We start from the raw sequence: 24,709 nt of genomic DNA, 5'->3' as shown, positions 1-24,709 counted from the left end.
CGCTTCCGACGAATTCAGGGAGCTCTGGCTTTGAACGCCAAGGTCACGACGACCACAGACATCAGCGACGACATCCCGGGCAGACGCACCGTGGATGTCGTCGCGTTCGGTATCGTGACATCCGCGATCCTGCTGTTCACGGCGACCGGCAGCGTGATCGGCCCCGATATCGTGCGCGCACTGATGGGCCAGAGCCCGGGGCCCGACCAGTTCGTCCTCAACGCCTTTCTTCTCAACATCGCGATCATCATCTTCGGCTGGAGCCGTTACCGCGAGCTCAACGCCGAACTGGCCGTGCGCACGCGCGAGGAAGCTGCGGCCCGCCGCCTGGCCGAAACCGACCCCCTGACCGGGTTCCTCAATCGCCGCAGCTTCGGCATGCGCGCCGATGTCATGATCGCCAAGGCCCGTGAGAGCGGACGTGCCGTGGCGCTGATGATGATCGATCTCGACAACTTCAAGCAGGTCAACGACTTCAACGGGCACGCCGCAGGCGACCAGTTGCTGCGCCAGTGCGCCGCGCGCATCCGCGAGGTGGTCCCCATCGGCAGCGCCATCGCCCGCATCGGCGGCGACGAGTTCGCCATTGCCATCGAGTACGCACCTGCCCAGAGCGGACACGTCGACCGCCTCGCCGAGATCCTTCTCAGGCAGCTTGCCCGCACCATGCGCGTGGGGGGCACAACAGCCGACATCACCGGCTCGCTCGGGCTTGCCTCCACCGCGCGCAGCCACCGCGCCGCAGAGCCTGCCGACGCGCAGGTCCTGCTCGAATATGCGGATGTGGCGATGTACCATGCCAAGCACCAGGGCCGGAACTCCTTCTCCTGGTTCGAACCGCAGATGGCCGAGGAACTGCACCTGCGCACCGAGCTGGAGGACAAGATCCGCCGCGGCATCCCCGCTGGCGAGTTCGTTCCCTATTACGAGCGGCAGATGGATCTGGGCACGGGTCGCCTGTGCGGCTTTGAAATGCTCGCGCGGTGGCAATCCCCGGATCTGGGCCTCGTCTCGCCCGACATCTTCATCCCGATTGCCGAGGATATCGGCGCCATCGCCGAACTCTCCGAAGAGCTCATCCGACAGGCCCTCCAGGACGCAAAGGGGTGGCCCCGCGAGCTCACTCTCTCGGTGAACATCTCCCCGCTCCAACTGCGGGATCCCTGGTTTGCCCAGAAACTTCTGAAACTTCTTGTCGAATCGAGCTTCCCGGCCGAGCGCCTGGAAATCGAGATCACCGAGAGCTGCCTGCACCAGAACGTGGGACAGGTCCGCTCGCTGCTGACCAGCCTCAAGAACCAGGGCATCAAGGTCAGCCTTGACGATTTCGGAACCGGTTTCAGTTCGCTCGCACAGCTGCGCAGCCTGCCCTTCGACCACATGAAGATCGACCGCAGCTTCATCGAGCGGATCGATACCGACATGGACGCCGCCACCATCGTACGTGGCATCGCGATGATGGGCGAAGGCCTGCATCTTCCGATCACGGCCGAAGGCATCGCCAATGTTCACGTCCTCAACGAACTGCGCAAACTTGGCCCGGTAAAGGGCCAGGGGCACTATTTCGGTGCGCCGCGCCCCGCTTGCGACCTCGGCGACTGGATTAGCGCGGGAACCGCCCCGCGCGGTGGAAGCGTATCCGCGACCCCGGCTGGCCTGGAGCGCACGCCAAGGACGCTCGACCTCGAGACGACGACCTCGAACGAAAGTCGCCGTTCCGGCCGCGTCTGAACACCCCCTATGACCGGGGGCGCCGTCGCACGTCTCTTGATCTGAGGGCTGGACCAATCCTCCCGAAATACCTAGATCGCAGCCCATGCGGATCGACTTCATCAAGATGCATGGCCTAGGCAACGATTTCGTGGTCCTTGACGCGCGCAGCCAGCCCTTGCCCGCCATCGACGGGTCCATCGCCAGTGCGCTTGCGGACCGTCACACCGGCATCGGCTGTGACCAGTTGCTGGTGCTGGAGCCGAGCACTTCGGCCGATTTTCGCATGCGCATCTTCAATCCCGACGGCAGCGAGGTGGAAGCCTGCGGCAACGCCACCCGCGCGGTCGGCCTGCTCCACGGCGAAAGCGCCGCGATCGAGACCCTGGGCGGCATCGTCCACGCATCGCCCGCCGAGGCCGGGATCTCGGTCGAGATGGGCACGCCCCGCTTCGACTGGGACGCGATCCCCCTCGCCTACGCCATGGACACCCACGCCATGCCCGTCGCCTGGGAGGAACTGGTCAACCCCAGCGCCGTCAACGTCGGCAATCCGCACGCCATCTTCTTCGTTCCCGATCCCTACGCCATCGACATGGCGCGCCTCGGCCCGCTGATCGAGAACGACCCCATCTTTCCCGAGCGGGTCAACGTGAACGTCGCCGGAATCACCGCCCGCGATGCCATCACCTTGCGCGTATGGGAACGCGGTGCCGGCCTCACCCGCGCCTGCGGGACGGGAGCCTGCGCCACGGCGGTTGCGGCCATGCGGCGCGGTCTTGTCGACCGCTCGGTCAAGGTCTCGCTCCCCGGCGGCACGCTGCGCATCGACTGGCGCGAGGACGGTGTGATCGTGATGACGGGCCCTGCTACCGAAAGCTTCCGGGGCTCGTTCGCCGCCGCTGACTTCGGCCTTGGCCCCGTGGACAGGACGCGCGCTTGAGCCTCGAAGTCCATTCGCTGGGCTGCCGGCTGAACCTTTCCGAAAGCGAAGAGATGCGCGCGCTGCTGCGCGAGGCGGACGATCTTGTCGTCATCAACTCCTGCGCGGTCACCTCCGAGGCCGTGCGCCAGACGCGCCAGGCCATCCGGCGGGCGCGACGTGCCCGTCCCGACGCGCGCATCGTCGTGACCGGCTGCGCCGCCGAAGTCGAGCGCGAGGCCCTGGCCGCCATGCCCGAGGTCGACGGCCTTGTCGCCAACACCGCCAAGCTCGACCCACGCGCCTGGAACGTTCCTGCGCCCTCCCTGCCCCAACGCCGCGCGGCCTATACCCGCGCCTTCGTCCAGGTGCAGAACGGCTGCGACCATTCCTGCACGTTCTGCGTGATCCCGCAGGGGCGCGGAGCCAGCCGTTCGCGCACGATTGCCGAGGCGCTGGCCGACGTTGCCGTCCACCACGAACGCGGCGTACAGGAAGTGATCCTGACCGGCGTCGATCTCACCTCCTGGGGAGAGGACCTCGATGGCCGCCCGCATCTGGGTGATCTGTGCGCAGCCATTCTCGAACGCTTCCCCGAACTGCCGCGCCTGCGCCTGTCGTCCATCGACGGGGCCGAAGTCGATCCCGTCCTGTTCGAACTTCTCGCCAGCGAGCCGCGCGTCATGCCGCACGTTCATCTCTCGCTCCAGCATGGCGATGACCTCATCCTCAAGCGCATGAAGCGCCGCCACAGCCGCGCCGATGCCGTGAGGCTGGTCGAGAGCCTGCGCACGCGCCGCCCCGAGCTTGCCGTGGGCGCCGATCTCATGGCCGGTTTTCCGACCGAGGACGAGGCCGCGCACGCGGCCAATCTCTCGATCATCGCCGAGCTCGGCATCGTCCACGGCCATGTCTTCCCCTTCTCCCCGCGCCCGGGCACGCCTGCCGCGCGCATGCCGCAGGTCGAGCCTGCGCTGATCAAGCGCCGGGCCCGTGAATTGCGCGAGGCGGTGTCGAAAGAACGTGCGCGCTGGCTTGCCGCGCAGGTCTCTCGCCCGCTATGGGTTCTCGCCGAAAAGGATGGTACCGGCCACGCGGAGAATTTCGCACGGGTCCGGCTGCCAGACGGGACCGTGCCGGGCACCGTGCTGTGCCTCACGCCCGCCAACGTGATCGAAGGAATACTGGAAGCATGAGCGACACCACCCCACCTGCCGGAGGGTCCGCCACGCCGCAGGATGGCGACTGGTCCGACCGGCTCTTTGGCGGGTTTCGCAAGACCTCCGAGCGCCTGAGCGGGAACCTCGCCGGGATCGTGGGCGGCAACCGCCTGACCGACGCGCAGCTCGACGACCTGGAAGACGCGCTGATCATCTCGGACCTGGGACCGCGCGCAGCCGCCCGCATCCGCGAACGCCTTGCCGAGGAACGCTTCGAGCGGGACGCGGATGAGCGCGCGATCATGGAAGTGGTCGCCCGCGAGATTGCCGACATCCTGCGCCCCGTCGCCAAGCCCCTCGACATCGTCGCCTTCCCGCGCCCGCAGGTGATCCTCACCATCGGCGTCAACGGCTCGGGCAAGACGACGACCATCGCCAAGCTTGCCCACCTCTTCCAGGAACAGGACTATGCGGTCATGCTGGCTGCGGGCGACACCTTCCGCGCGGCCGCCATTGGCCAGCTCGCGGTCTGGGCCGAGCGCCTCGACGTGCCCATCGTCAAGGGCCCAGAGGGCGGCGATCCCGCCTCGGTGGTGTTCGATGCGGTCAAGGACGCGACCGAGGACGGCACTGACGTCCTGATCGTTGACACCGCCGGGCGCCTCCAGAACAAGCGCGAGCTGATGGACGAGCTGGCCAAGATCCGCCGTGTGCTGGGCCGCCTCAACCCGGCTGCCCCGCACGATGTCGTGCTCGTGCTCGATGCCACCAACGGGCAGAACGCGCTCGCCCAGATCGAGACCTTCAAGGAAGTGGCAGGCGTAACCGGCCTCGTCATGACGAAGCTCGACGGCACCGCGCGCGGCGGCGTCCTTGTGGCCGCGGCCGAGCAATACGGCCTTCCCATCCACGCCATCGGCGTGGGCGAGAAGATCGACGACCTTCGTCCCTTCGACCCGGACCTCGTCGCCCGCGTCATTGCAGGTATCGCGTAATGGAAAGCCCGAAGGCACAGCAGGACAGCGCCACTACGGCCGAAAAGCCCAAGTCGAGCTGGATCAACCTGGTCGTCGATTTCGGCCCGCTTCTCGTCTTCTTCCTGACCTACCGCCACTTCTCGCCCGAAGAGAGCGGCGATGCCATCGGCACGGTCTCGGCCGTCATCAAGGGCACCATCGCCTTCATGGGCGCTACCGTCGTGGCGCTGGGTGTCTCCAAATGGCGCCTGGGCAAGGTTTCGCCCATGCTATGGCTGACGACGACGCTGATTCTGGGCTTCGGCACGCTCACGGTGATCTTCCGCGAGGCGATCTGGATCCAGCTCAAGCCGACCGCGGTCTACCTGATGTTCTCGGTCGTGCTCTTCATCGGGCTGATGAAGGGCAAGCCGATGCTCAAGTACCTGCTCCAGTCCGCCTTCGAAGGGCTGAACGAGGAAGGCTGGATCAAGCTGTCGCGCAACTGGGCCTGGTTCTTCCTGGTCCTGGCCATTGCGAACACGGCGCTGGTCTACACCGTCAGCTTCGATGCCTGGCTTCAGGCCAAGCTCTGGGGCTTCACGGTCGCCTCGTTCCTCTTCACCTTCTCGCAGCTTCCCATGGTGCTGAAGCACGGCATGGGCGAGACCGAAGCGCGCGAGGACCTTCTCGACAACCCGCCGCACGACTGAGCGCAGCAGGGCATCACCCGGTCAGGGCGCGCTGCTGTCGCGCTCCAGCCGGGTGCCGCGCATGGAAAGCGTCTGCTTGAGCAGCTCGCCCAGCGCCCCCAGGAACATCAGCCCCGAACCGGCGATGAACATCCACACGCCCGCCGTCTGCCAGGCGGCCATGGCAGGCAGGAACAGCACGCTCCCCACCACGAAGAGCAGGTTGCCGACAAGGCCCACCGCGATGTGGAACCAGCGAAAATCGTGAACGAGCGTGCGTAGGAACTGCATGGCGCGAAATCCTAGCGGGCGCGCCCGAAGCTGTCAGCCCGCACCGCCTCAGGTGGGAGCCGTCACCAGGCCCAAGGCAAGCGCGTACTGCGCACCGGCAAAGACCGCGTGGTTGAGCAGCATGAGCGCGATCCGGCGCCCCTGGTCGGGCGTACGCGATGCCAACAGGCCGCCGCCCATGGCCGGTGTCAGGACGCACAGCCCTGCGAGCGTGCTGAGCGCGAAGCCGACGAGGGCAAATGGGCCCACCTTCGGCGCGGCCAGGAAATCCTCGCCCCAGACCAGCGGATAGACCGCCGCGTAGACCAGGCCGACAAGATAGTGGAAGCTCCAGCCAAGCGCGCGTTCGCCCCGGCTTGGCATCGCGAACCCATCGCTCGTGTGGACCATTCGTCCGGCGGGCAATCCGACGAGCCATTGCCCGACCAGGCCCCAGTCGGCACCGGCAATGCCGAACCAGCCCCGCAGCTGCCGCGCCCAGACATCGAGCGCAACGGTCGCGCCCAATCCGACCACGAGCGTGAAGGTCAGCGCCGTTTCCACCGCGTCGATCAGATTTCCAGCTGGCTGCCGAGTTCGACCACGCGGTTGGTGGGCAGGCGGAAGAACACCATGGCGCTCGCCGCGTTGCGCATCATCCAGGCGAAGAGACGTTCCCGCCAAATCGCCATGCCCGGCTTTTCCGAGGCGACAAGGGTCTGGCGGGAGAGGAAGAAGCTGGTCTTCATCATCTCGAAGGGCTGGCCGCACATCTGGTTATGGGCAAGCGCTGCGGGAATATCGGTTTCCTCCATGAAACCGTAGCGCAGCGTCATGCGGTAGAAGCCCTGCCCCAGGTCCTGCACCGAGTAACGCTCTCCCGATTCGACGTAAGGCACGTCCTGAACTTCGACGGTCAGCACCACCACGCGCTCGTGCAGCACCTTGTTGTGCTTGATGTTGTGGAGGAGTGCCGAAGGCACGCCAACGTTGCTCGAGGCCATGAAGATCGCCGTGCCCGGCACGCGCGCGGCGCTGCCGTGGGCGCTCTTGGCAAAGACGTTGAGCGGAAGCGCCGCCTCGGTCATGCGATCGCGCATGAGGCGGCGGCCCTTGTTCCAGGTGGTGAGGAGCGTGAAGGCCACCGCGCCGATCAGCAGCGGGAACCAGCCACCGTCGGGGATCTTGGTCGCGTTCGCGGCGAAGTAGGCGCCGTCGACCACGAAGAAGGTCACCGCCACGGGGATCGCGATCCACAGCTTCCAGCGCCACAGCACGATCAGGAGAACCGTCATCAGGCAGGTGTCGATCAGCATCGCACCGGTCACCGCGATACCGTAGGCCGAGGCGAGGTTCGAGGAGTTCTGGAAGACCAGCACCAGCACGATCACGCCGATCATCAGCGCCCAGTTCACGAAGGGAATGTAGATCTGGCCGACCTCGTGCTCGGAGGTATGGCGGGTCGAAAGGCGCGGGATGAAGCCCAGCTGCATGGCCTGGTGCGTGATCGAGAAGGCGCCCGAAATCACCGCCTGGCTGGCGATGAAGGCGGCGGCGCTGACCAGGATCACGAGCGGCAGGCGCAGCGATTCGGGCGCGAGATTGAAGAACGGGTTCTCCATCGCAAGCGCGGCCTGCGCATCGTCGAGGCTCAGGATCATCGCTGCCTGCCCGAAGTAGTTGATGAGCAGGCACGGCATCACGAAACCAAACCAGGACAGGCGCATCGGGCCGCGTCCGAAGTGGCCCATGTCCGAATAGAGCGCCTCGGCTCCGGTCACGGCCAGCACGACCGAGCCCAGCGCGAGGAATCCCAGCACCTTGTCGGTGAGGAAGAACTGGATCGCGTACCACGGGTTCAGCGCGACGAGCACCTCGGGCATCTGCACGAGGTGGTAGATGCCCAGGACCGCGAGGATCGTGAAATAAGTCACCATGACCGGAGCGAAAAGCGCACCGACCTTGGCCGTACCGCTCTTCTGAAGGACGAACAGACCCACCAGCAGGATCAGCGCGATGGGCATGACAAAGGGCGCGAGGTTCGATTGGACGACGGTCAGGCCCTCGACCGCGGAGAGCACGGAAACGGCGGGCGTAATCATCGAATCGCCGTAGAACAGCGCCGTTGCGAACACGCCCAGCATGACGATAAGCCCGCCATAGCGCGACTTCTTGATCGCACCGGAAATGAGGGCAACGAGCGCGAGACTGCCACCCTGCCCCTTGTTGTCCGCGCGCATGAGAATGCCGACGTACTGAACCGCCACGACAAGCGTCATCGACCAGAAGATCAGGCTGACCACGCCCAGGATGTGCAGTTCATCGATGGCCAGCGGGTGCGGGCCCACGAACGTCTCGCGAAACGCGTAGATCGGGCTCGTGCCGATATCGCCGAAGACGACGCCGACCGCGCCGAAGGCGAGCTTCGCGACGTTTCCGGTGGAATGGCCGTGGGAACCGGATTTTCCGGCATCGGACTGCTTCGCGGCACCCGGCGCACTTGCCGTTCCACCGCCATTCATATCCGTAGTTGCATCACTCATTCGTGCGCCCCGTCATGGACTAGAGACCCCGTTTCGCACTCGCGGCAAGGTTGAAGGCCGTTAGCAGCATGGCAGGTGCCTAGCAATGATGCTCAATCACGCGAAGGGGCCGTTGGTTCCGCGCCCGTACCGTTGCGGGACTCTGGCCCGACCTGCGAATCGGGTGCCGGAGCCGGCGCATTGCCCTTGATGTAGGCATCGAGCCGCTGGAGTTCGGCGGCAAGCACCGGACGCCATTCGGCCTTCTCGGGCGTACGCTCCAGGAGGTCTGCCCACAGTTCGCGCGCTTCGCCGAACTGGCCGGACTGCGCCATCGCCAACCCCAGGAAAAACGCGGGTCCCGGCGCCTTCGGGTCGGCCTTGGCGGCCTGGCGAAAGGCATAGAGCGAAGCGGGTGTCAGGACACCTTCGGAATGGGCGACAAGCGCATTGGCCATGGCCAGCCAGGCGTCCTCGTCCTTGGGATTTTCCTCGACCGCGCCCAAGAGGACGCGCGCCGCCTCGGCCGTCTGACCGTTGCGTGCGAAGCCATCGGCGATGACGACATAGCGATTGGTCGGCGGGATCGTGCGGTTGGTGACCTTGCCACGTGCGGCCACCAGGAACGCGGCTTCCTCGCCGCCTCCTTCGGTCACGGTGCTCGGGCTCGATGGCTGCGAGGGCGAGCCTTGCGTGACATAGCCCGCAACACCCAGCAGCAGCGCAGCGGCCACCGCCTCGCGCCCTCCCACAGGCACTTTGAGGACGACCACCGCCAGCACGAACGCGGCGATGACCAGCAAGGCCAGCAGGAACCAGATCATGCCTCTTCTCCTTCATCGCCCGCGTCACGCTCCGTGGCCTCCCGGCGCAAGGTGAAACGGCGGCGCAGCAGGAGGACCGCGATCAGCAGGAAGACAAGCGGCACGGCGAAAAGCGGCCAGGTCAGCTCGGTCAGCTGCGGCGCGTAACTCACATAGTCGCCATAGCGCTCGATCAGCCAGGCGCGGATGTCCTCCGGGGATTCGCCCGCCTTGATCCGCTCGCGCACGAGACTGCGCATCGAGCCCGCGATGGGCGCGTCCGAATCGGCGATAGACTGCCCCTGGCACTGCAGACAGCGCAGCGTCTCCATCAGATCCATGGCCGCCCGCTCCTCCGCCGGATCGTCCAGCTGACGGTAGGCAAAGGGGGCGGTCGACTGCTCCTCCTGGGCAAGAGCCGGAGCGCCCAGCAGCGCAACGGCAGCCAGAACGGAAAGGACTCGCTTCACTGGCCGGCCTCCTGGATCCGAGCGAGGATCACGTCGAGTTGCTCGGGCCGGATCTCGCCGACGTGCTGGTAGCGAATCACGCCCTTGCCATCGACGATGTAGGTTTCGGGGACGCCCGAAGAGCCCAGCGCAAGCTGCACCTGCCCATCGTCGTCCGCGCCAATGCTGTCGAAGGGATCGCCGTTGGTCGCGAGGAAGCCTTCGAGGTTCTCGCGCGAATCGCGCACCGAGATGCCCTCGATCTCGACACCCGCCCGCTGCAGCTGGGCCAACTGCGGCGCCTCGACCCGGCAGGGGATACACCAGCTGGCGAAAATGTTGACGAGGTGAACCTTGCCGTTGGCCAGCTCAGCGCTGCTCAGGCCCGGCCGTCCAGGCAGCGCGGGCGGCAGATCGAAGCTGGGCATGGGCTTGCCGACGAGCGCGCTGCGCACGGTACGGTCGGCGGGTTTGAGAAGGCCGGTCATCACCAGCGCGACGAAGCCCACGAAGAGCGCGAGCGGGAGCCAGATCGCCCAGCGCGGCGCCCGGGCGCGGCCTTCGGGAGCCTTGTGATTCGCGCTCATGGCCGGTCCTCCCGCAACTTTTCTTCGCCTTCGCGGCGCTCGGCGATGCGATCGCTCTGGACCGAGCGGCGCACATCCGTGGTGACGCGGCCGAGCAGCGCCAGCAGGCCTCCCAGCGCGATCAGCAGACCGCCCAGCCAGATCAACGGAACCAGCGGCTTCCACCACAGACGCAGCTGCCAGCGGCCGTCCTCGCCCTCGCCGCCCAGAACGGCATAGAGCTGGCCGTTCCAGCGTGTCAGCAGCGCCGATTCGGAGGTGTTCTGCGGCGGCGCCCAGAACGTGCGCGACTGCGGGGTAAGGCGCGTGACCTTGCCGTCCGGGCCGTAGCGCACCAGCAGACGCGCTTCGAGCGCGGTCCAGTTGGGGCCTGCGACCGGCTCGATCCGGTCCAGCTTCACGCCCCACGGGCCGACCTGGGTAATCTCGCCTACCTCGACCGCAACGAGCTTCTCGGTGGAGAACGCGCTCTCACTGCTCATGCCGACAAGCACGACCGCAATGCCGAAGTGCGCGACGACCATGCCCCAGACCGCCAGCGGCAGGCGGCGCAGATTGCGCCCGCGCAAGGGAAGCACGCTCGCCCAGGCAAGACCGACACCCAGCACGAGGCCCAGGAATGGCAGGAGCGCGACATCGGCCAGGGCCACCAGAGCCCCGCCCATGACCACCACGAGCATGGCCGGGATGACAAGGTTCTTGCCGATCCGCGCAAAGTCGTCCCGCCGCCAGCGCAGCATCGGGCCGACCGCCAGCACCACCAGCATGGGCACGGCGAAGAGCGCGCTCATCGGGTTGAAGTAGGGCGGGCCGACCGAGACTTGCGCGCCCAGAGCCTCGGCAACGAGCGGGTAGAGCGTGCCGAACAGGACGATGCCCAGGATCGCACAGAGCAACACGTTGTTGATGACGAGTGCACCTTCGCGGCTCATCGGCGCGAAGCGGGCCCCCTCGCTCACCGTCGCGGCGCGCAGGGCAAAGAGGGTGAGCGCGCCGCCGATGTTGATGGCGAGCAGCGCCAAGATGAAGCTGCCGCGCTCGGGATCGACGGCGAAGGCGTGGACGCTCGTCAGGATGCCCGAGCGCACGAGGAACGTGCCCACCATCGACATCGAGAACGCGACGACGCCCAGCATAACCGTCCAGGTGCGCAGCGCATCGCGCGCGGCCAGGACGCTCACCGAATGGAGCAGCGCGGTTGCGGCCAGCCAGGGCATGAGCGAGGCGTTCTCGACCGGGTCCCAGAACCACCAGCCCCCCCAGCCCAGCTCATAGTAGGCCCAGTAGGAACCGGCGGTGATGCCGACCGTCAGGAATATCCAGGCCGCCAGCACCCAGGGGCGCATGGCGCGCGCGAAAGCCGGGCCGACCTCGCGGGTAACAAGCGCCCCGATGGCAAAGCTGAAGGCTACTGAAAGACCGACATAGCCCAGGTAGAGCGTAGGCGGGTGGAAGGCGAGGCCCAGGTCCTGCAGCAAAGGGTTGAGCCCCTGCCCCTCGGCCGGAACCGGCGAGAGGCGCTCGAACGGGTTCGAGGAAAGCAGCAGAAAGGCGTAGAAGCCCAGGCTCACGAACGCCTGTCCAGCCAGCGTTGCAAGCATGGTGCGCTCGGGCAGTCGGCGCTCGATCAGCGCGACAAAACCGCCCGCAACGCCCATGACCGTGACCCACAGGAGCATCGAGCCCTCATGGTTGCCCCAGGCGCCCGCGATCTTGAAGACCAGAGGCTTGAGCGAATGCGAATTGAGCGCGACCAGCTTTACCGAAAGGTCCGTGATCGCAAAGACGTAGATCAGGCAAAAGAAGGCGAAGAGCGCCAGCAGGCCCTGCACCACCGCGACGGGACGAACGACCCGGCCCAGCGCCACACCTTTCGTGGTCAGCCCGAGCGATCCGCCCAGAAGCTGCAATCCCGCCAATGCCGCCGCGAGCCAAAGCGCGGCCAGTCCCAGTTCCGCGATCATTTGCCCTCAGCCATAGCCTGCTGCAGCTCTTCGCCGGTCATGTCCTGCATCTCGCGGGGGACATAGTTCTCGTCGTGCTTGGCGAGGAGATTGTCGGCGACGAACGTGCCGTCGCTGCCCATGTGGCCCTCGGCGACGACGCCCGAACCCTCCACGAAGAGCGAGGGGACGATGCCACGGAAGGTGACAGGCACGCGCGCTTCCTTGTCCTCGACAACGAACGCGATGCTCACGCCGTCGGGCAAGGTGCGGATCGAGCCCTGCTCGACCATACCGCCCAGGCGCACCGCACGCGAGGCCTCGGGCGGGCTCGCCACGATCTCACGCGGGACGTAGAAATAGCTTGCCTGGTTGCGCAGCGCCCAGATCGCCAGGATCGCCGCGCCGATCAGCACGACCATCGCGACGCCGAGCAGCACGAGGCGCTGGTGCTTTGCCTTGATTGCCATCCTCGTCAGCGCTTCCTTGCCTCATCGCGCCGTTTCTCGGCGCGTTTCATCGTCACAAGCGACCAGCCGACCATCGCCGCCGTAGCTCCCACGCCGATGGCGTAGGAGGCAAGGACGAAGGTCCAGGGGTCCATCGCTTCGCGCATTCTCTCGCGTCCTCTCTCAACCGGCCTGGGCCAGCGCCTTGCGGCGCAGCCGCGCCTCGGCCTGCTGGTGTGCCAGGATTGCCCGCATGCGCGCCAGCACGACCCCTGCGAAGATCAGCGTGAAGCCTGTCATCGCAATCAGGAGCGGCCACAGGAAGGCCCCCGACATGGCGGAGCCGCCCGTGGTGATGCTGGGGGGCTGGTGCTGGCTGTTCCACCAGATCACCGAATAATGGATAATGGGAATGTTCACCGCGCCCACGAGGCCAAAGATGGCCGGCGCGCGGGTCCCTGCTCCGTCGGACGCTTCGCTTGCCTGCGAGAGCGCCATCCAGCCGAAGTAGAGGAACAGCAGGACCAGCATCGAGGTCAGGCGCCCGTCCCAGACCCACCAGGTACCCCAGGCCGGACGGCCCCAGAGCGAGCCCGTCACCAGGCACACCGCGGTGAAGACCGCGCCGGGAACCGCGCAGGCGCGTGCGGCAATTCCGGCCAGCGGGTGGCGCCAGACGAGTTCAGTGAAACTGGCAATCGCAATGCCGCTCCAGCCCGCCATGCCCAGCCAGGCGGCGGGCACGTGCAGGTAGACGATGCGGACCGTCTCGCCCTGCAGGCGTTCGGCGGGCGCAAGGAACAGGCCCCATCCCAGGGCGGCGAGGGCGATCACGATACCTGCGCCCAGGCACAGCGGCATGAGCCAGCGTGCGATGCGCAGAAAACGGGCCGGGTTGGCGAAGCCGTGCATAAGCCGCGCTTTCTAAAGACCGTACCGAAAGGAGCAAGCGAATGATGGAAAAGGCTTACGGTTTTTACCCGCCTATTGGGCGAAGGTATCATAAGCTTTCAAGGAATGGGGCGATTGATGGGGTTCGAACCCACGACCTCCGGTACCACAAACCGGCGCTCTGACCAACTGAGCTACAATCGCCACACGTCCCGTTCGACCATCTGCGAACCGGGAGACTTTAACCGCGAACCGAAGTGCGTTGAAGCGTCCTCGGTGCGGGAGCGCGCCTTTGCACACAGATGACGCGTTTGCCAAGCAAAAAAGTGATAAAATCGTCTGGAGAGGCAATTTTCTTGGACGAAGCCAGCGACTATCGTGCGGCGCATGGTCACTGCCACCGAATCATACGCCGTTCCGATCCAGGCTCATCCGGCCGCGCGCAAGGTCCCCTCGTCGCGAATCGAGATGTACATCCTGCCCAATTTCCTCTCGGGCGAGCAATGCGCGCGCCTGATCGACAAGATCGAGACCCAGCACCGTCCCTCCACCATCACCGGGTACAACGGCGACGATGTCTTCCGCACCAGTTCGACCTGCGACCTCTCTCCGCGCGATCCAGACGCGGCCGACCTGCGCGCGCGCCTGTCCGCGCTTTCGGGTATCCCCGAAAGCCACGCCGAGCCGCTCCAGGGCCAGCGCTACGAGGTCGGGCAGGAGTTCAAGGCCCACACCGACTACTTCGAGCCCGACCGGCCGGAATTCGACCAGTTCTGCTCGGTCGCGGGGCAGAGGACCTGGACCTACATGATGTACCTGAACGCGGTCGATGCGGGCGGCGCGACCCGCTTCAAGGTCGCCGACAAGATCGTCCAGCCCGAAGCGGGCAAACTCATCTGCTGGAACAACCTGCGCCCCGACGGATCGCCCAATGCCGCAACACTTCACCACGCGATGAAGGTGCGCAAGGGGGCCAAGTACGTTCTCACGCAGTGGTTCCGGGAAAAACCCTGGGGCTGAACGCGGCAACGCTCCCCCTTCGCGGCCTAGTCGTGGCCTAGTCGTGGCCTAGTCGTGGCCTCGCACGATCCCCTAATTGCCGGTTAGAGCCCGGCTAGGCGCCCTGCGTATAGGCTGCCGCACGTGTCCAGCTACGAATCCGCTTCGCCCGCTCACGCCGCCCCCACGGCCCTGCCCACGCCTGCCGCGCACGACGATCGCCGCCGCGAGACGCGCCACCCCATCCGACAGCGGATCTTCCTGCGCACGGACGGTGTCCCCATCGGGAGAGCCTGGCTGCTCGACCTGTCGGCCAGCGGCTGCTGCGTCCACGCCGAGGGGCTGGACCTGCGCATCGGTCAGTGCCTGAGCCTGCACCGCGGTGCGGGGCTCGCCTTCCTCACCAGTGGCCACGGCGCGGTGGTTCGCTGGACCCATGCGGACATGGCCGGCCTTCAGTTCGAGCGCGCGATCCCCAGCAGCGACACCCTGTGGCAAGGCCTTATCGCGACAAGCGGCGGCTCCTACACGGGCGAGAACCCGGCCCTGCCGTTACAACCGGACGAAGCGCCCCCCGATTCGTGACCCGACGCCCCGCACGCCTCCACAGCCCCAACGAAAAAGGGCGGCCCCGCAAGGCCGCCCTTTTCGCTACAAGGTTCGGATGAACCGTCGTCTCACTTCTTGTTGAGCGAGAGACCACCGAAACGCTTGTTGAACTGTGCCACGCGGCCGCCTTCGTTGACGCGCTGCTGGCCACCGGTCCAGGCCGGGTGCGTGGTGGGATCGACGTCGAGAACGAGCGTGTCACCTTCCTTGCCCCAGGTCGAGCGGGTCTGGAACGTGGTGCCGTCGGTCATCTGGACGGTGATCATGTGGTAGTCGGGGTGCAGATCGGCCTTCATGTCGTAATCTCTCTTGCATATGGCCGGTTCCGACCGGCCTGCCATGGAAAGCGGCGCGCTTACATCGGAACGGGCCCAATGGCAAGTCCCGGCGCACCACCTGCGGCGAAAGGGGCCCGAAAGCCCCCTTCCCTCAGGCGTCGGCGATCATCGCGGTAAAGCTGACTTCGCAGGTCGTCTTCCCGTCAATCGAGGCCGTGCCCGTGAACTTGCAGACCCGCGCGCGCTTCTGGACGAAGCTCACCTTGAGGTCGAGCAGGTGCCCGGGCGTCACGGGGTTGCGGAACTTCGCGTTCTCGATCGCCATGAAGTAGACGAGCTTGCCCGAACCGGCGAGACCCAGGGTCTCGATGGCCAGGATACCCGCCGTCTGCGCCAGCGCCTCGATCTGGAGGACACCGGGCATGATCGGACGGCCGGGGAAATGGCCCTGGAAGAAATCCTCGTTGAAGCTCACCGCCTTGACCGCGTGGATCGACTCCTCATCGAAGGAGACCACCCGGTCGACGAGCAGCATCGGGTAGCGATGCGGCAGCGCCTCGAGGATTTTCGGGATGTCGTAGACCAGTTCGCCCGGTTCGCTCATCGTACAGGTACTTTCGTCTGGAAATTAACGGCCGGCGGGCGCCGCGGTGTTGCCAGCGGCCGGAGCCGGGGCCTGGCCGGCCTGCTGCTGACGCGCGCGCGCTTCACGCACCTGGCGCGGTTCCCAACCCTCGGGCGGGACGATCTGGGCGGTCGGGATCGCGGTGTTGAGCTCGGCCAGGATGTCCTGGTTGAGCGAGTAGGCACCGTCGGTGATCGCCTGGATCGACTGCGGGTTGAGGAGGATGGTGACCTTCTTCTTGGTCATCGCAGCCTTGACCGCATCGTTCAGCTTGTCCTCGATCTGCTCGTTGACATAGGCTTCCGAGAGCGAGACCGGCGCGAGGATCTGCTGCAGTTCCTGCTGGCCCTGCTGCTGGATCTGCTGGATCTGCTGGGCCTGCTGCTGGAGCGACGCCTCGTTCGGGTTCGCCGCGCGGCTGTCGGTCTGGTACTTCTGGATCAGCGGCTGAAGCTGGGCCTGGATCGCGGCGCGACGGCTGTTGGCCTGATCGATCTGCGCCTTGTAGGTGGTCTGGCGCTGCTCACGCGCGGTCTGGTTGGCCGCCGAGCTGAAGACGATGCCCTCGAGGTCGGCCACGCCGATGCCGGGGACCACGGTGCCCGACTGGGCCGAGGCCACGCCCGGAAGCGCGACGGATGCAAGCGCCAGGGTCGAAGCCAGCGCAGCGGACTTGAGAAGAGTTTTCATCAGAATTGCGTTCCCACGTTGAATGAAAAGACCCGGGTGTCGTCGCCATCGCGCTTCAGGAGCACGTGCGACATGTCGATGCGGAAGGGTCCGAAGGGCGAGTTCCAGTTCACGCCGACACCGATGGCCACGCGCGGCAGCCAGGTGTCGCCGAGATAGTTCTCGGTGAAATAACTCGTCGAGCCGGCCGGATTGCGGGTCGCACCGGTGTCCGGATCGATCTGATCGATGCTCGTGCCCACGACGTTGCCGTCATCGTCGAGCACATTGTAGAGCTGGTTGCCGTCCTGGTCACGCTGACCGATGAAGCAGCCATCGCCGCAGTCGCTGAGTTCGGGACGGCGTGTGCCCCAGACCGCGCCGGCATCGACGAAGACCGAGGGGCGAAGCCCCATCTCGCGCGCGCCCGATCCCAGCGGGATCTCCATTTCGGCACGCGCCATGTAGTAGTACTTGCCACCCAGCGCGTCGTCGGAATCGTTGCCCGGCACCGTGTAGTTGCCGTCCTCGTCGGGACCGTAGTACTGGCGGATCACGCGCGGACCGACACCGCGCACAGCAAAGCCGCGCATCTGCGGGTTGCCGAGGTAGAAGCGGTCGGTCAGGCGCACGTAGTCGTCGCCGCCGTAGGGCTCGATGATGCCGCCCTCGCCCTGCAGCGAGAAGATGAAGCCACCGCCCAGCGGCCAGTACTTCGCCGCATTGGCGCGCAGGCGCGCGTACTTCACGTCGCCGCCCAGGCCCGCCACGTCGATGCTGACCTGCGCGGTTTCACCACGCGAAGGACGCACGCGGTTGTCGAGCGTGTCGTAGATCAGCGAGAAGCCGACGATCGAACTCAGGCGCTTGCCGATGGCATCGCACAGGTAGCGGCCCGCACGCAGCGGATCGCACTCGAGCTCGCCGGTATCGCCGATCGAGTAGAACTGGTTCTCCGAGAGCGAGACGTCATCGTAGTTGAGCGTGTAGCGCCCGACCGCGGTGATGTACTCGGTGACCGGAACACCCGCGCGTACCTGGAAACCGGTCGTGGTCTGCTGGTAGGTGGTGTTGCGGTTCGAGTTCTGGAAGTTGAAGTTGTTGTAGTCGCGGCGGTAGAGGTCGACACCGAGCGAAACGTTCTTGTCGAACAGGTACGGCTCGACAAAGCTCGCCTGGACCGAGCGCGAATAGCGCGAATAGCTGCCCGACAGGCCCACCGTCTGGCCGCGGCCACGGAAGTTGCGCTGGCGGATCGATGCCTGGAAGATGAAGCTTTCCAGGCTCGAGAAACCGGCCGAAAGCTGAAGTTCGCCGGTCGGGCGCTCTTCCACGTTGGCTTCCAGGATGATGCGGTCATCGGCCGCACCCGGCTTCTGCTCGACCTCGAACTTCTCCTGGAAGTAGCCGAGCGACTTGATGCGGTTGGTCGAACGGCGCACCTGGAGCGAGTTGAAGGCATCGCCCTCGGCGAGACGGAACTCGCGGCGGATGACCTTGTCCTGGGTGAGCGTGTTGCCGTTGATGTCGATGCGCTCGACGTAGACGCGCGGTGCCTCGCGGATCACGAAAGTCAGACCCATGGTGAGGTCTTCCTTGTTGCGATCGTACTGGGGGCGCACGTCCGCAAAGGCATAGCCGAAGGCACCAGCGGTGTTGTTGAGGCTCTCGATCGTGTCCTCGACCTGCTTGGCGTTGTACCAGTCGCCTGCCTTCATCGGCAGGTTCTGGGACATCTTCTCGCTGGAGAAGTCGCGCAGCTGACTTTCCACCTTCACATCGCCGAACTTGTAGCGCTCGCCTTCCTCCACCACGTAGGTGATGATGAAGTCCTTCTTGTCCGGCGTCAGCTCGGCGACGGCCGAGACAACGCGGAAGTCGGCGTAACCTTCGGTCAGGTAGAACTGGCGCAGCTTCTGCTGGTCGAAGGCCATGCGGTCCGGGTCATAGCTGGTGCCCGAGGAGAACAGACGCCAGAAGCGGGCCTGCTTGGTCACCATCTGCGAGCGCAGTTCGCCGTCCGAGAAGGCCTCGTTGCCGATCACGTTGATCTGGCGGACCTTCGACTTGTCGCCCTCGGTGATCTCGAAGACGATGTCGACGCGGTTCTGGTCGAGCATGACCATCTTGGGCTCGACCGTCGCGGCATAACGGCCCTGACGCTTGTAGAGCTCGATGATGCGGGCAACGTCGGCACGGACCTTGGAACGGGTGAAGATCTGGCGCGGCGAGACCTTGATCTCGGGCAGGATCTTGTCGTTCTTGATGCGCTTGTTGCCTTCAAGAATGATGCGGTTGACAACCGGGTTCTCCTGAACCTCGATCACCACCGCGCCGTTCTCGTTGGTCACCTCGACCGACTTGAACAGCTCGGTCGCGTAGAGATCCTTCAGCGCGCCATCGGCGGCCGCCTTGGTGTAAGGCTGGCCGATGCGCAGCTTCACGTAGGAAAGAACCGTCTGCTGCTCGAGACGCTCGGCACCGCGCACGGTCAGCGAGGTGATCTTCTCGGCTTCAGGCTGCGCGGCGGGCTCGGTCGGAGCGCTCTGCGCGGCCGCGTCCTGGGCAAAGGCGGCCGAGGGCACACCGGCCAGGATCGTGGTCCCAAGGAGCACGGCCGCGACGTGTGACGAGCGGCGAGCCTCAGTGCTGCGAACCATTTCCACTCCGATCATTCCAAGATAATTCCTGATAAGCGCCTCAGCGAGATCCATGACAGTCGGCAGGCCTGCACCGAAACCTGCGCAAGTCCGCAGCCATCTGCCTGATGGAGCCGCGACGATCAAGCAGCCAAACCGGGCGACATTGTGATCCTCGGTAAAATTCCGGCCCTATCCCCCGAAAATCGGCAGGGAGACGATGTCGTTCACCGTAACGAACACCATGAGCGCAAGAAGAAATACCACTCCCGTGCGGATCGCCCACTCCTGGCTGCGACCATCGAGAGGTTTGCGACGAACCCACTCCGCCGCGTAGAAAGCCAGATGTCCTCCGTCGAGCCCCGGGATTGGCAGGAGGTTGATGAATGCCAAGTTAATCGAGATAAACGCCGCGAAAGCCACGAAATTCTCCCAACCAAGCGAGAATTGCTGGCCCGAGGCCTGGGCGATCTTGATCGGCCCGCCAAGCTCCTTGACCGACCGCTCGCCGAAGATGATCTGGCGAAGCCCGGTCACCATGTCGTCAAGCATGTCGAAGCTGCGCGCAAAGCCGATGCCCACCGCGGCGACAGGTCCGACCGGCACCAGCCGACCGACCCGCGCCTCGACGCCGATCATGCCCACATTCTCCTGCTCCCCATCCGCGCCCGGACGGCTTGCCGAGCGCACCGCGACGGGCAGCTCCAGTTCGGCGCCCTCGCGCTCGACGGTGAAGCGAAGCGTGTCCCCGGCGCGCGGCTGCACCAGGTCGATGACATCGTGGAAGCTGGTGACCTCCTGCCCCCCGATACCCACGATCCGGTCACCCACTTCGAAACCGGCCTCTTCGGCCGCAGAATCGGAGGTGAATCCGGCGACGATGGGCTGATCGAACGACACACCCAGGTCGCCGATGCGGGCGGTCTTGCCAAACCCATCGTCGATCTCGCGCGTGGCAATCTCGACCGGCAGGGTCATGGCGCGCCCTTCGCGCTCGACGCCTACGGGAACGCGCCCTTCCGGGTGAAGCAGGATATAGCGTTCCAGATCCTGGACATCGCCCACTGTCTCGCCGGCGATCGAGGTAATGCGGTCGCCAACCTGAAGGCCCGCCTCCTGCGCGACCGAATTCTCGGCGAAGTCGGCAATCACCGGCTCCACCACGCGGTTGCCGTAAGCCATCGTGAAGGCCGCGAAGATCGCTACACACAGGAGAAGATTGGTGAGCGGGCCGGCAAAGACGATCAGCGCACGCTGCCACAGCGGCTTGAACTGGAACATCTGCCCGCGCTGCTCGGCCGGAGCCTCGCTCGCCCCGGCATCCGAGGCGCTGGCCGGGTTCATGTCGCCTGCGAACTGGACGTAGCCGCCCAGCGGGAGCGCGCAGAGCTTCCAGCGGGTTCCGCGCTTGTCGGTCCACCCGGCCAGTTCCTTGCCGAAGCCGACCGAGAACGCATCGGCCTTCACGCCGAAGAAACGGCCGACCAGATAGTGGCCAAGCTCGTGGATGACCACGAGGGGCCCCAGCACGAGCAGAAATGCGAAAACCGTTGTCAGGACGCCCATCAGGCCTGTCCCCTCCCCTCGATCAACTGCCGGGCAGTCATGTACACGGCATCAGGCCCTGCGCGCGCCGACGCGCCTCGGCATCGACGGCGAGCACGTCATCGAGGCTGCCGGGCGGCGGGGGCGCATAGCTTTCCAGCACGTGCGCCACGTCTGCCGCAATCCGGGTGAACCCAATATGACCGCGCAGAAAGGCGTCGACCGCGACTTCGTTCGCGGCGTTGAGAACCGCGGGAATGGCGCCCCCTGCCTGCGCCGCCTCGCGGGCGAGACGGGTGGCCGGAAAGCGCTCCTCGTCGGGCGCACGGAAAGTCAGCTCGCCAATGGCCGCCAGATCGAGCGGACCGCACGGGGCCTCCATCCGCTCGGGCCAGGCGAGGACCGAGGCAATGGGCACGCGCATGTCCGAGGGCCCAAGCTGGGCCAGCGTGGAGCCGTCGCGGTACTCCACCATCGAATGCACGACCGATTGCGGGTGCACGACGATGCGCAGCTTATCGAGGCCAACGGGGAAGAGGTAGTGCGCCTCGATCAGTTCGAGGCCCTTGTTGAACATGGTCGCCGAATCGACGCTGATCTTGGCGCCCATCGACCAGTTGGGATGCTTGACCGCCTGCGCCGGCGTTGCTGCTTCGAGCTGGGCCTGCGACCATTCGCGGAAAGGCCCGCCGCTCGCCGTCAGCGTGATCGCGCGGACGTGGCTCGCCTTGTTGCCCTGTAGGCACTGGAAGATCGCATTGTGCTCGCTGTCGACGGGGAGCAGCGTTGCGCCATGTTTCGCCACGGCTGCCGTCATGATGGGGCCAGCGGAGACCAGCGCCTCCTTGTTGGCAAGCCCGATGAGGCCGCCCTGCTCGATCGCGGCCATCGTCGGGGCGAGCCCGGCACAGCCCACGATCGCGGCAATCGTCATGTCGGCACCGCGCGCGGCGGCCTCGACCAGCGCGGACGCGCCGCCGGCGGCCTCGATGCCTGTTCCGGCGAGCGCCTCGCGCAGCGCCGGAAGGCAGGTCTCGTCGGCGACGACAGCGATCTCGGCCGAGAACTCACGCGCCAGCTTCGCCAGCGCCTCGACGTTGCCGTTCGCGGTCAGCGCGCACACGCGCCAGTCCTGCAGATTGCGCCGCACGAGATCGAGCGTGGAGCTGCCGATGGAGCCGGTCGCTCCCAGAATGGAGATGGTCCGCGGGTTATGCGTCATTGCGCCGATCATGGCTGAAAGAGGATCATGAGGGCAAGCACGAAGAGCACGGCCAGAAGGCCGTCGACACGGTCGAGAAACCCGCCGTGGCCCGGAATGAGATTGCCCGAATCCTTGAGCCCTGCCCGGCGCTTCATCCAGCTCTCGAGGAAGTCCCCCGCCTGTGCGCAGACGGCGAGCAGGATGCCGAAGAGGAGGCACTGGGCAAAGACCGCTACGGGGCTCGCCGTCAGGTACCAGCAGTCCCCGCTCGAGCCCAGGCACGCCTGCGCTCCACCAGCCGGGCCAACCGGCGTTGTCGTGATGCGCCCGCCCTGCCAGAGCATCACTGCCCCGAACAGGACCAGCGTTGCCCCCACGCAGCCACCAATGAGCCCCGACCAGGTCTTGGACGGGCTGATGGCCGGCGCGATCTTGGGTCCACCGAACGTCCGGCCCGCAAAATAGGCCCCGACATCGACCGCGATAACCGAAAGCATCACCGTCAGCAGCGGAGCGAGCGTAAAGGCCGGGTTGCGCAGGAACAGCAGCATGGCCGCGCCCACGCCAACGTAGAACATACCTGCGAAATTCCACAGGCCGCGCTGCATCGGGTCCTGCGTGCCCCGGCGCGCCATGCGCACCCATTCGTAGAGCACGCCGACCGCGACCGCACAGACGAAGGCCATCCACAGCACGCCGCCCACCCAGACCGCCGTTCCGGCCACCGCCAGCATGACCACGGCCGAGACCGCCCGGACACCGAGGTCCGAACTGCCCTTCGCCTTGCGATCAGCGCCCGCCATAACGTCTCTCCCGGCCCGAGAAGCACTGGAGCGCCTCACGCAGGTGGTCCAGCGTGAAATCGGGCCAGAGCACGTCTGTGAAATAGAGTTCCGCGTAGGCGCACTGCCACAGGAGGAAGTTCGACAGGCGTACCTCGCCCGAGGTCCGGATCATGAGGTCGAGCGGCGGCATGTCCGCCGTATCCAGCTCGGCCGAGATCGTCTCGGGCGTGATCGGCCCCTTGGCGGCGGCTTTGGTCGCCGCGCGCGCGATCTCGTCCTGCGCGCCGTAGTTCAGCGCGACAGCCAGCGTCGTGCCGGTATTGGACGCGGTGCGCGCGATGGCCCCGTCGATCAGTTCGACCACGTCAGGCTTGAACGCCGAGTAGTCGCCAATGATCCTGAGACGCACGCCCGCTTGCGCGAACTCGTCGAGGTCGGAGAGGATGAAGCGCTTCATCAGCCCCATGAGGTCCGAGACCTCTTCCTCGGGACGGCGCCAGTTCTCGGTCGAGAAGGCGTAGAGGGTCAGGGCCTCCAGGCCCAGTTCCCGCGCGCCGCGCACCACGCGGCGCACCGCTTCCACGCCGCGCTGGTGCCCCATCGCGCGCGGAAGCAGGCGCTTCTTCGCCCAGCGTCCATTGCCATCCATGATGATGGCGACGTGACGCACGCCAACAGGTTCGCCGGCTCCCATCAGGCCCCCTTCCGCACGAACAGGTCTTGCCTCACTTGCCGAGGATTTCCTTTTCCTTGGCACCGAACGCCTCATCGACGGCCTTGATCTGCTCGTCGGTCAGCTTCTGCACCTCGGCCTCGGCGCGCTTGCGGTCGTCCTCGGAGATTTCCTTCTTGTTCTCGTCGGTCTTGAGCGCTTCCATGCCGTCGCGGCGCACGTTGCGGATCGCGACCTTGGCCTTTTCCGCATACTGGCCCGCGATCTTGGCAAGCTCCTTGCGGCGCTCTTCGGTAAGATCAGGGATCGGGAGACGCAGCGTGGCACCGTCGTTGATCGGGTTAAGACCAAGACCTGCCGAGCGGATCGCCTTCTCGACGGGACCGACATTCGACTTGTCCCAGACCTGCACCGAGATCAGGCGCGGCTCGGGAACCGAGACGGTCGCAACCTGCACCAGCGGCATCTTCGAGCCGTAGACTTCAACCACCACGGGATCGAGCAGCTGGGTGCTGGCGCGGCCCGTGCGCAGACCCGTCAGATCGCCCTTCAGCGATTCCACGGCACCCGCCATGCGGCGTTCGAGATCGTCCTTGTCGTACTTGGCCATCGTCAGGCTCCTTTCTGCACGATCGTCTTGGTGCCCTCTCCCGCCAGAACAGCGGCGAGATTGCCCTGCTCGCGGATCGAGAAGACGACGATCGGAATCGCGTTGTCGCGGCACAGCGCCACGGCGGAAGCGTCCATGACCTTCAGGTTGTCGGCCAGGACGGTGTCGAAATCGACGGTCGCATAGCGCGTCGCCGTCGGGTTGGTCTTGGGATCGCTGTCATAGACGCCATCGACGCTGGTGCCCTTGAGCAGCGCGTCGCACTTCATCTCGGCGGCGCGCAGGGCCGCACCCGAATCGGTGGTGAAATAAGGCGCCCCCACGCCCGCTGCGAAGATCACGACGCGGCCCTTTTCCAGGTGGCGTTCGGCGCGGCGGCGGATCACCGGCTCACAGACCTTGTCCATCTCGATGGCGGACTGCACGCGGGTCGGCACGCCCAGCTGCTCCAGCGCGTTCTGCATCGCAAGCGCGTTCATCACCGTCGCGAGCATGCCCATGTAGTCGGCTTGGGCACGGTCCATGCCCTTGGCCGCACCAGCCATGCCGCGGAAGATGTTGCCACCACCGATCACGAGGCAGATTTCCAGCCCGGTGTCCTTCGCGGCCTTCACTTCCTTGGCCATCTCGGCAACGAACTCAGGGTCGATGCCGAACGGCTGACTTCCCATGAGAACTTCACCCGAAAGCTTGAGCAGAACGCGTTTGTAGGGGAGGAA

General features: G+C 65.9%; 27 protein-coding genes and 1 tRNA gene. 7 read left to right on the top strand and 21 right to left on the bottom strand.

The window, feature by feature from the left end; translation table 11 throughout:
• The first annotated feature begins 30 nt into the window (after positions 1-30).
• The 5 genes from HT578_RS00140 to HT578_RS00120 all read left to right on the top strand — a co-directional run bounded on the left by HT578_RS00140 (position 31) and on the right by HT578_RS00120 (position 5,461).
• A complete protein-coding gene (locus HT578_RS00140) occupies positions 31-1,731 on the top strand; it encodes a putative bifunctional diguanylate cyclase/phosphodiesterase (protein ID WP_239026408.1) in 1,701 nt (566 codons plus the stop codon).
• Positions 1,732-1,816: 85 nt separating this feature from the next.
• Entirely contained in the window at positions 1,817-2,653 is an 837-nt protein-coding gene (dapF, locus tag HT578_RS00135; protein WP_213501400.1) for a diaminopimelate epimerase, read from the top strand.
• Complete coding sequence (locus tag HT578_RS00130; RefSeq protein ID WP_213501399.1) at positions 2,650-3,828, top strand: MiaB/RimO family radical SAM methylthiotransferase; 1,179 nt, start codon at positions 2,650-2,652, stop codon at positions 3,826-3,828. Before dapF ends, HT578_RS00130 begins: the two co-directional genes overlap by 4 nt.
• Positions 3,825-4,787 (top strand): signal recognition particle-docking protein FtsY, encoded by a 963-nt coding sequence (ftsY, locus tag HT578_RS00125; protein WP_052322574.1) that lies wholly within the window; start codon positions 3,825-3,827, stop codon positions 4,785-4,787. Before HT578_RS00130 ends, ftsY begins: the two co-directional genes overlap by 4 nt.
• On the top strand, positions 4,787-5,461 hold the full coding sequence (locus tag HT578_RS00120) for an inner membrane-spanning protein YciB (RefSeq protein WP_213501398.1): 675 nt from the start codon (positions 4,787-4,789) through the stop codon (positions 5,459-5,461). Before ftsY ends, HT578_RS00120 begins: the two co-directional genes overlap by 1 nt.
• Before the next feature lie 21 nt (positions 5,462-5,482).
• On the opposite strand, the gene HT578_RS00115 is transcribed toward HT578_RS00120, so the two are convergent.
• The 11 genes from HT578_RS00115 to HT578_RS00065 form a co-directional block, all read right to left on the bottom strand.
• Positions 5,483-5,731: a YrhK family protein gene (locus tag HT578_RS00115; RefSeq protein WP_052322575.1), complete on the bottom strand. Its 249-nt coding sequence runs from the start codon at positions 5,729-5,731 to the stop codon at positions 5,483-5,485.
• Between the two features lie 48 nt (positions 5,732-5,779).
• On the bottom strand, positions 5,780-6,274 hold the full coding sequence (locus HT578_RS00110; RefSeq protein ID WP_213501397.1) for a DUF2938 family protein: 495 nt from the start codon (positions 6,272-6,274) through the stop codon (positions 5,780-5,782).
• Between the two features lie 8 nt (positions 6,275-6,282).
• The gene (locus tag HT578_RS00105; RefSeq protein ID WP_084592262.1) at positions 6,283-8,253 is read right to left on the bottom strand and encodes a potassium transporter Kup; all 1,971 of its coding nucleotides are present in this window, start codon (positions 8,251-8,253) and stop codon (positions 6,283-6,285) included.
• A 92-nt stretch (positions 8,254-8,345) separates the two neighbouring features.
• Positions 8,346-9,056 carry a tetratricopeptide repeat protein gene (locus HT578_RS00100; protein ID WP_213501396.1) on the bottom strand — a complete coding sequence of 237 codons (711 nt, stop codon included), beginning with the start codon at positions 9,054-9,056 and terminating at the stop codon, positions 8,346-8,348.
• A complete protein-coding gene (locus tag HT578_RS00095; protein WP_213501395.1) occupies positions 9,053-9,505 on the bottom strand; it encodes a cytochrome c-type biogenesis protein in 453 nt (150 codons plus the stop codon). Before HT578_RS00095 ends, HT578_RS00100 begins: the two co-directional genes overlap by 4 nt.
• Complete coding sequence (locus tag HT578_RS00090) at positions 9,502-10,071, bottom strand: DsbE family thiol:disulfide interchange protein (RefSeq protein ID WP_213501394.1); 570 nt, start codon at positions 10,069-10,071, stop codon at positions 9,502-9,504. Before HT578_RS00090 ends, HT578_RS00095 begins: the two co-directional genes overlap by 4 nt.
• Positions 10,068-12,035 carry a heme lyase CcmF/NrfE family subunit gene (locus tag HT578_RS00085; RefSeq protein ID WP_213501393.1) on the bottom strand — a complete coding sequence of 656 codons (1,968 nt, stop codon included), beginning with the start codon at positions 12,033-12,035 and terminating at the stop codon, positions 10,068-10,070. The genes HT578_RS00090 and HT578_RS00085 overlap by 4 nt, the downstream gene beginning before the upstream one ends.
• Positions 12,032-12,484: a cytochrome c maturation protein CcmE gene (ccmE, locus tag HT578_RS00080; RefSeq protein WP_213501392.1), complete on the bottom strand. Its 453-nt coding sequence runs from the start codon at positions 12,482-12,484 to the stop codon at positions 12,032-12,034. Before ccmE ends, HT578_RS00085 begins: the two co-directional genes overlap by 4 nt.
• 5 nt (positions 12,485-12,489) lie before the next feature.
• A complete protein-coding gene (locus HT578_RS00075; RefSeq protein ID WP_199904437.1) occupies positions 12,490-12,630 on the bottom strand; it encodes a hypothetical protein in 141 nt (46 codons plus the stop codon).
• A 16-nt stretch (positions 12,631-12,646) separates the two neighbouring features.
• Positions 12,647-13,375 (bottom strand): heme ABC transporter permease CcmC, encoded by a 729-nt coding sequence (gene ccmC, locus HT578_RS00070; RefSeq protein WP_039394200.1) that lies wholly within the window; start codon positions 13,373-13,375, stop codon positions 12,647-12,649.
• Positions 13,376-13,481: 106 nt separating this feature from the next.
• Positions 13,482-13,558 (bottom strand) — tRNA-His (locus tag HT578_RS00065).
• Positions 13,559-13,741: 183 nt separating this feature from the next.
• On the opposite strand from HT578_RS00065, the gene HT578_RS00060 reads away from it, so the two are divergent.
• Together HT578_RS00060 and HT578_RS00055 are read left to right on the top strand one after the other, a co-directional pair.
• A complete protein-coding gene (locus tag HT578_RS00060) occupies positions 13,742-14,374 on the top strand; it encodes a prolyl hydroxylase family protein (protein WP_239026407.1) in 633 nt (210 codons plus the stop codon).
• A 123-nt stretch (positions 14,375-14,497) separates the two neighbouring features.
• Complete coding sequence (locus tag HT578_RS00055) at positions 14,498-14,938, top strand: PilZ domain-containing protein (protein ID WP_039394206.1); 441 nt, start codon at positions 14,498-14,500, stop codon at positions 14,936-14,938.
• A 92-nt stretch (positions 14,939-15,030) separates the two neighbouring features.
• On the opposite strand, the gene rpmE is transcribed toward HT578_RS00055, so the two are convergent.
• The 10 genes from rpmE to pyrH all read right to left on the bottom strand — a co-directional run bounded on the left by rpmE (position 15,031) and on the right by pyrH (position 24,688).
• Positions 15,031-15,258, bottom strand: coding sequence for a 50S ribosomal protein L31 (gene rpmE / locus HT578_RS00050; protein WP_039394209.1), 228 nt, complete (start codon positions 15,256-15,258; stop codon positions 15,031-15,033).
• 133 nt (positions 15,259-15,391) lie between these two features.
• Positions 15,392-15,844 carry a 3-hydroxyacyl-ACP dehydratase FabZ gene (fabZ, locus tag HT578_RS00045; RefSeq protein WP_039394211.1) on the bottom strand — a complete coding sequence of 151 codons (453 nt, stop codon included), beginning with the start codon at positions 15,842-15,844 and terminating at the stop codon, positions 15,392-15,394.
• A 24-nt stretch (positions 15,845-15,868) separates the two neighbouring features.
• Positions 15,869-16,555, bottom strand: coding sequence for an OmpH family outer membrane protein (locus tag HT578_RS00040; protein ID WP_213501391.1), 687 nt, complete (start codon positions 16,553-16,555; stop codon positions 15,869-15,871).
• Positions 16,555-19,194 carry an outer membrane protein assembly factor BamA gene (gene bamA / locus HT578_RS00035; protein ID WP_239026406.1) on the bottom strand — a complete coding sequence of 880 codons (2,640 nt, stop codon included), beginning with the start codon at positions 19,192-19,194 and terminating at the stop codon, positions 16,555-16,557. The genes HT578_RS00040 and bamA overlap by 1 nt, the downstream gene beginning before the upstream one ends.
• A 171-nt stretch (positions 19,195-19,365) precedes the next feature.
• Positions 19,366-20,739, bottom strand: coding sequence for an RIP metalloprotease RseP (gene rseP, locus HT578_RS00030; RefSeq protein WP_213501389.1), 1,374 nt, complete (start codon positions 20,737-20,739; stop codon positions 19,366-19,368).
• Positions 20,740-20,776: 37 nt separating this feature from the next.
• Positions 20,777-21,940, bottom strand: a complete 1,164-nt coding sequence (locus tag HT578_RS00025) for a 1-deoxy-D-xylulose-5-phosphate reductoisomerase (RefSeq protein WP_213501388.1) — start codon at positions 21,938-21,940, stop codon at positions 20,777-20,779.
• An 8-nt stretch (positions 21,941-21,948) separates the two neighbouring features.
• A complete protein-coding gene (locus HT578_RS00020; protein ID WP_213501387.1) occupies positions 21,949-22,725 on the bottom strand; it encodes a phosphatidate cytidylyltransferase in 777 nt (258 codons plus the stop codon).
• On the bottom strand, positions 22,712-23,401 hold the full coding sequence (uppS, locus tag HT578_RS00015) for a polyprenyl diphosphate synthase (RefSeq protein ID WP_213501386.1): 690 nt from the start codon (positions 23,399-23,401) through the stop codon (positions 22,712-22,714). Before uppS ends, HT578_RS00020 begins: the two co-directional genes overlap by 14 nt.
• Positions 23,402-23,432: 31 nt before the next feature.
• On the bottom strand, positions 23,433-23,990 hold the full coding sequence (frr, locus tag HT578_RS00010) for a ribosome recycling factor (RefSeq protein ID WP_213501385.1): 558 nt from the start codon (positions 23,988-23,990) through the stop codon (positions 23,433-23,435).
• A gap of 2 nt (positions 23,991-23,992) precedes the next feature.
• Positions 23,993-24,688, bottom strand: a complete 696-nt coding sequence (gene pyrH, locus HT578_RS00005) for a UMP kinase (RefSeq protein ID WP_213504554.1) — start codon at positions 24,686-24,688, stop codon at positions 23,993-23,995.
• Positions 24,689-24,709 lie beyond the last annotated feature (21 nt).

Origin of the sequence: Novosphingobium decolorationis, from assembly GCF_018417475.1 — a bacterium.
GTDB classification, from domain to species: Bacteria; Pseudomonadota; Alphaproteobacteria; order Sphingomonadales; family Sphingomonadaceae; genus Novosphingobium; species Novosphingobium decolorationis.
This window is presented reverse-complemented; position numbering and strand designations above follow the sequence as displayed.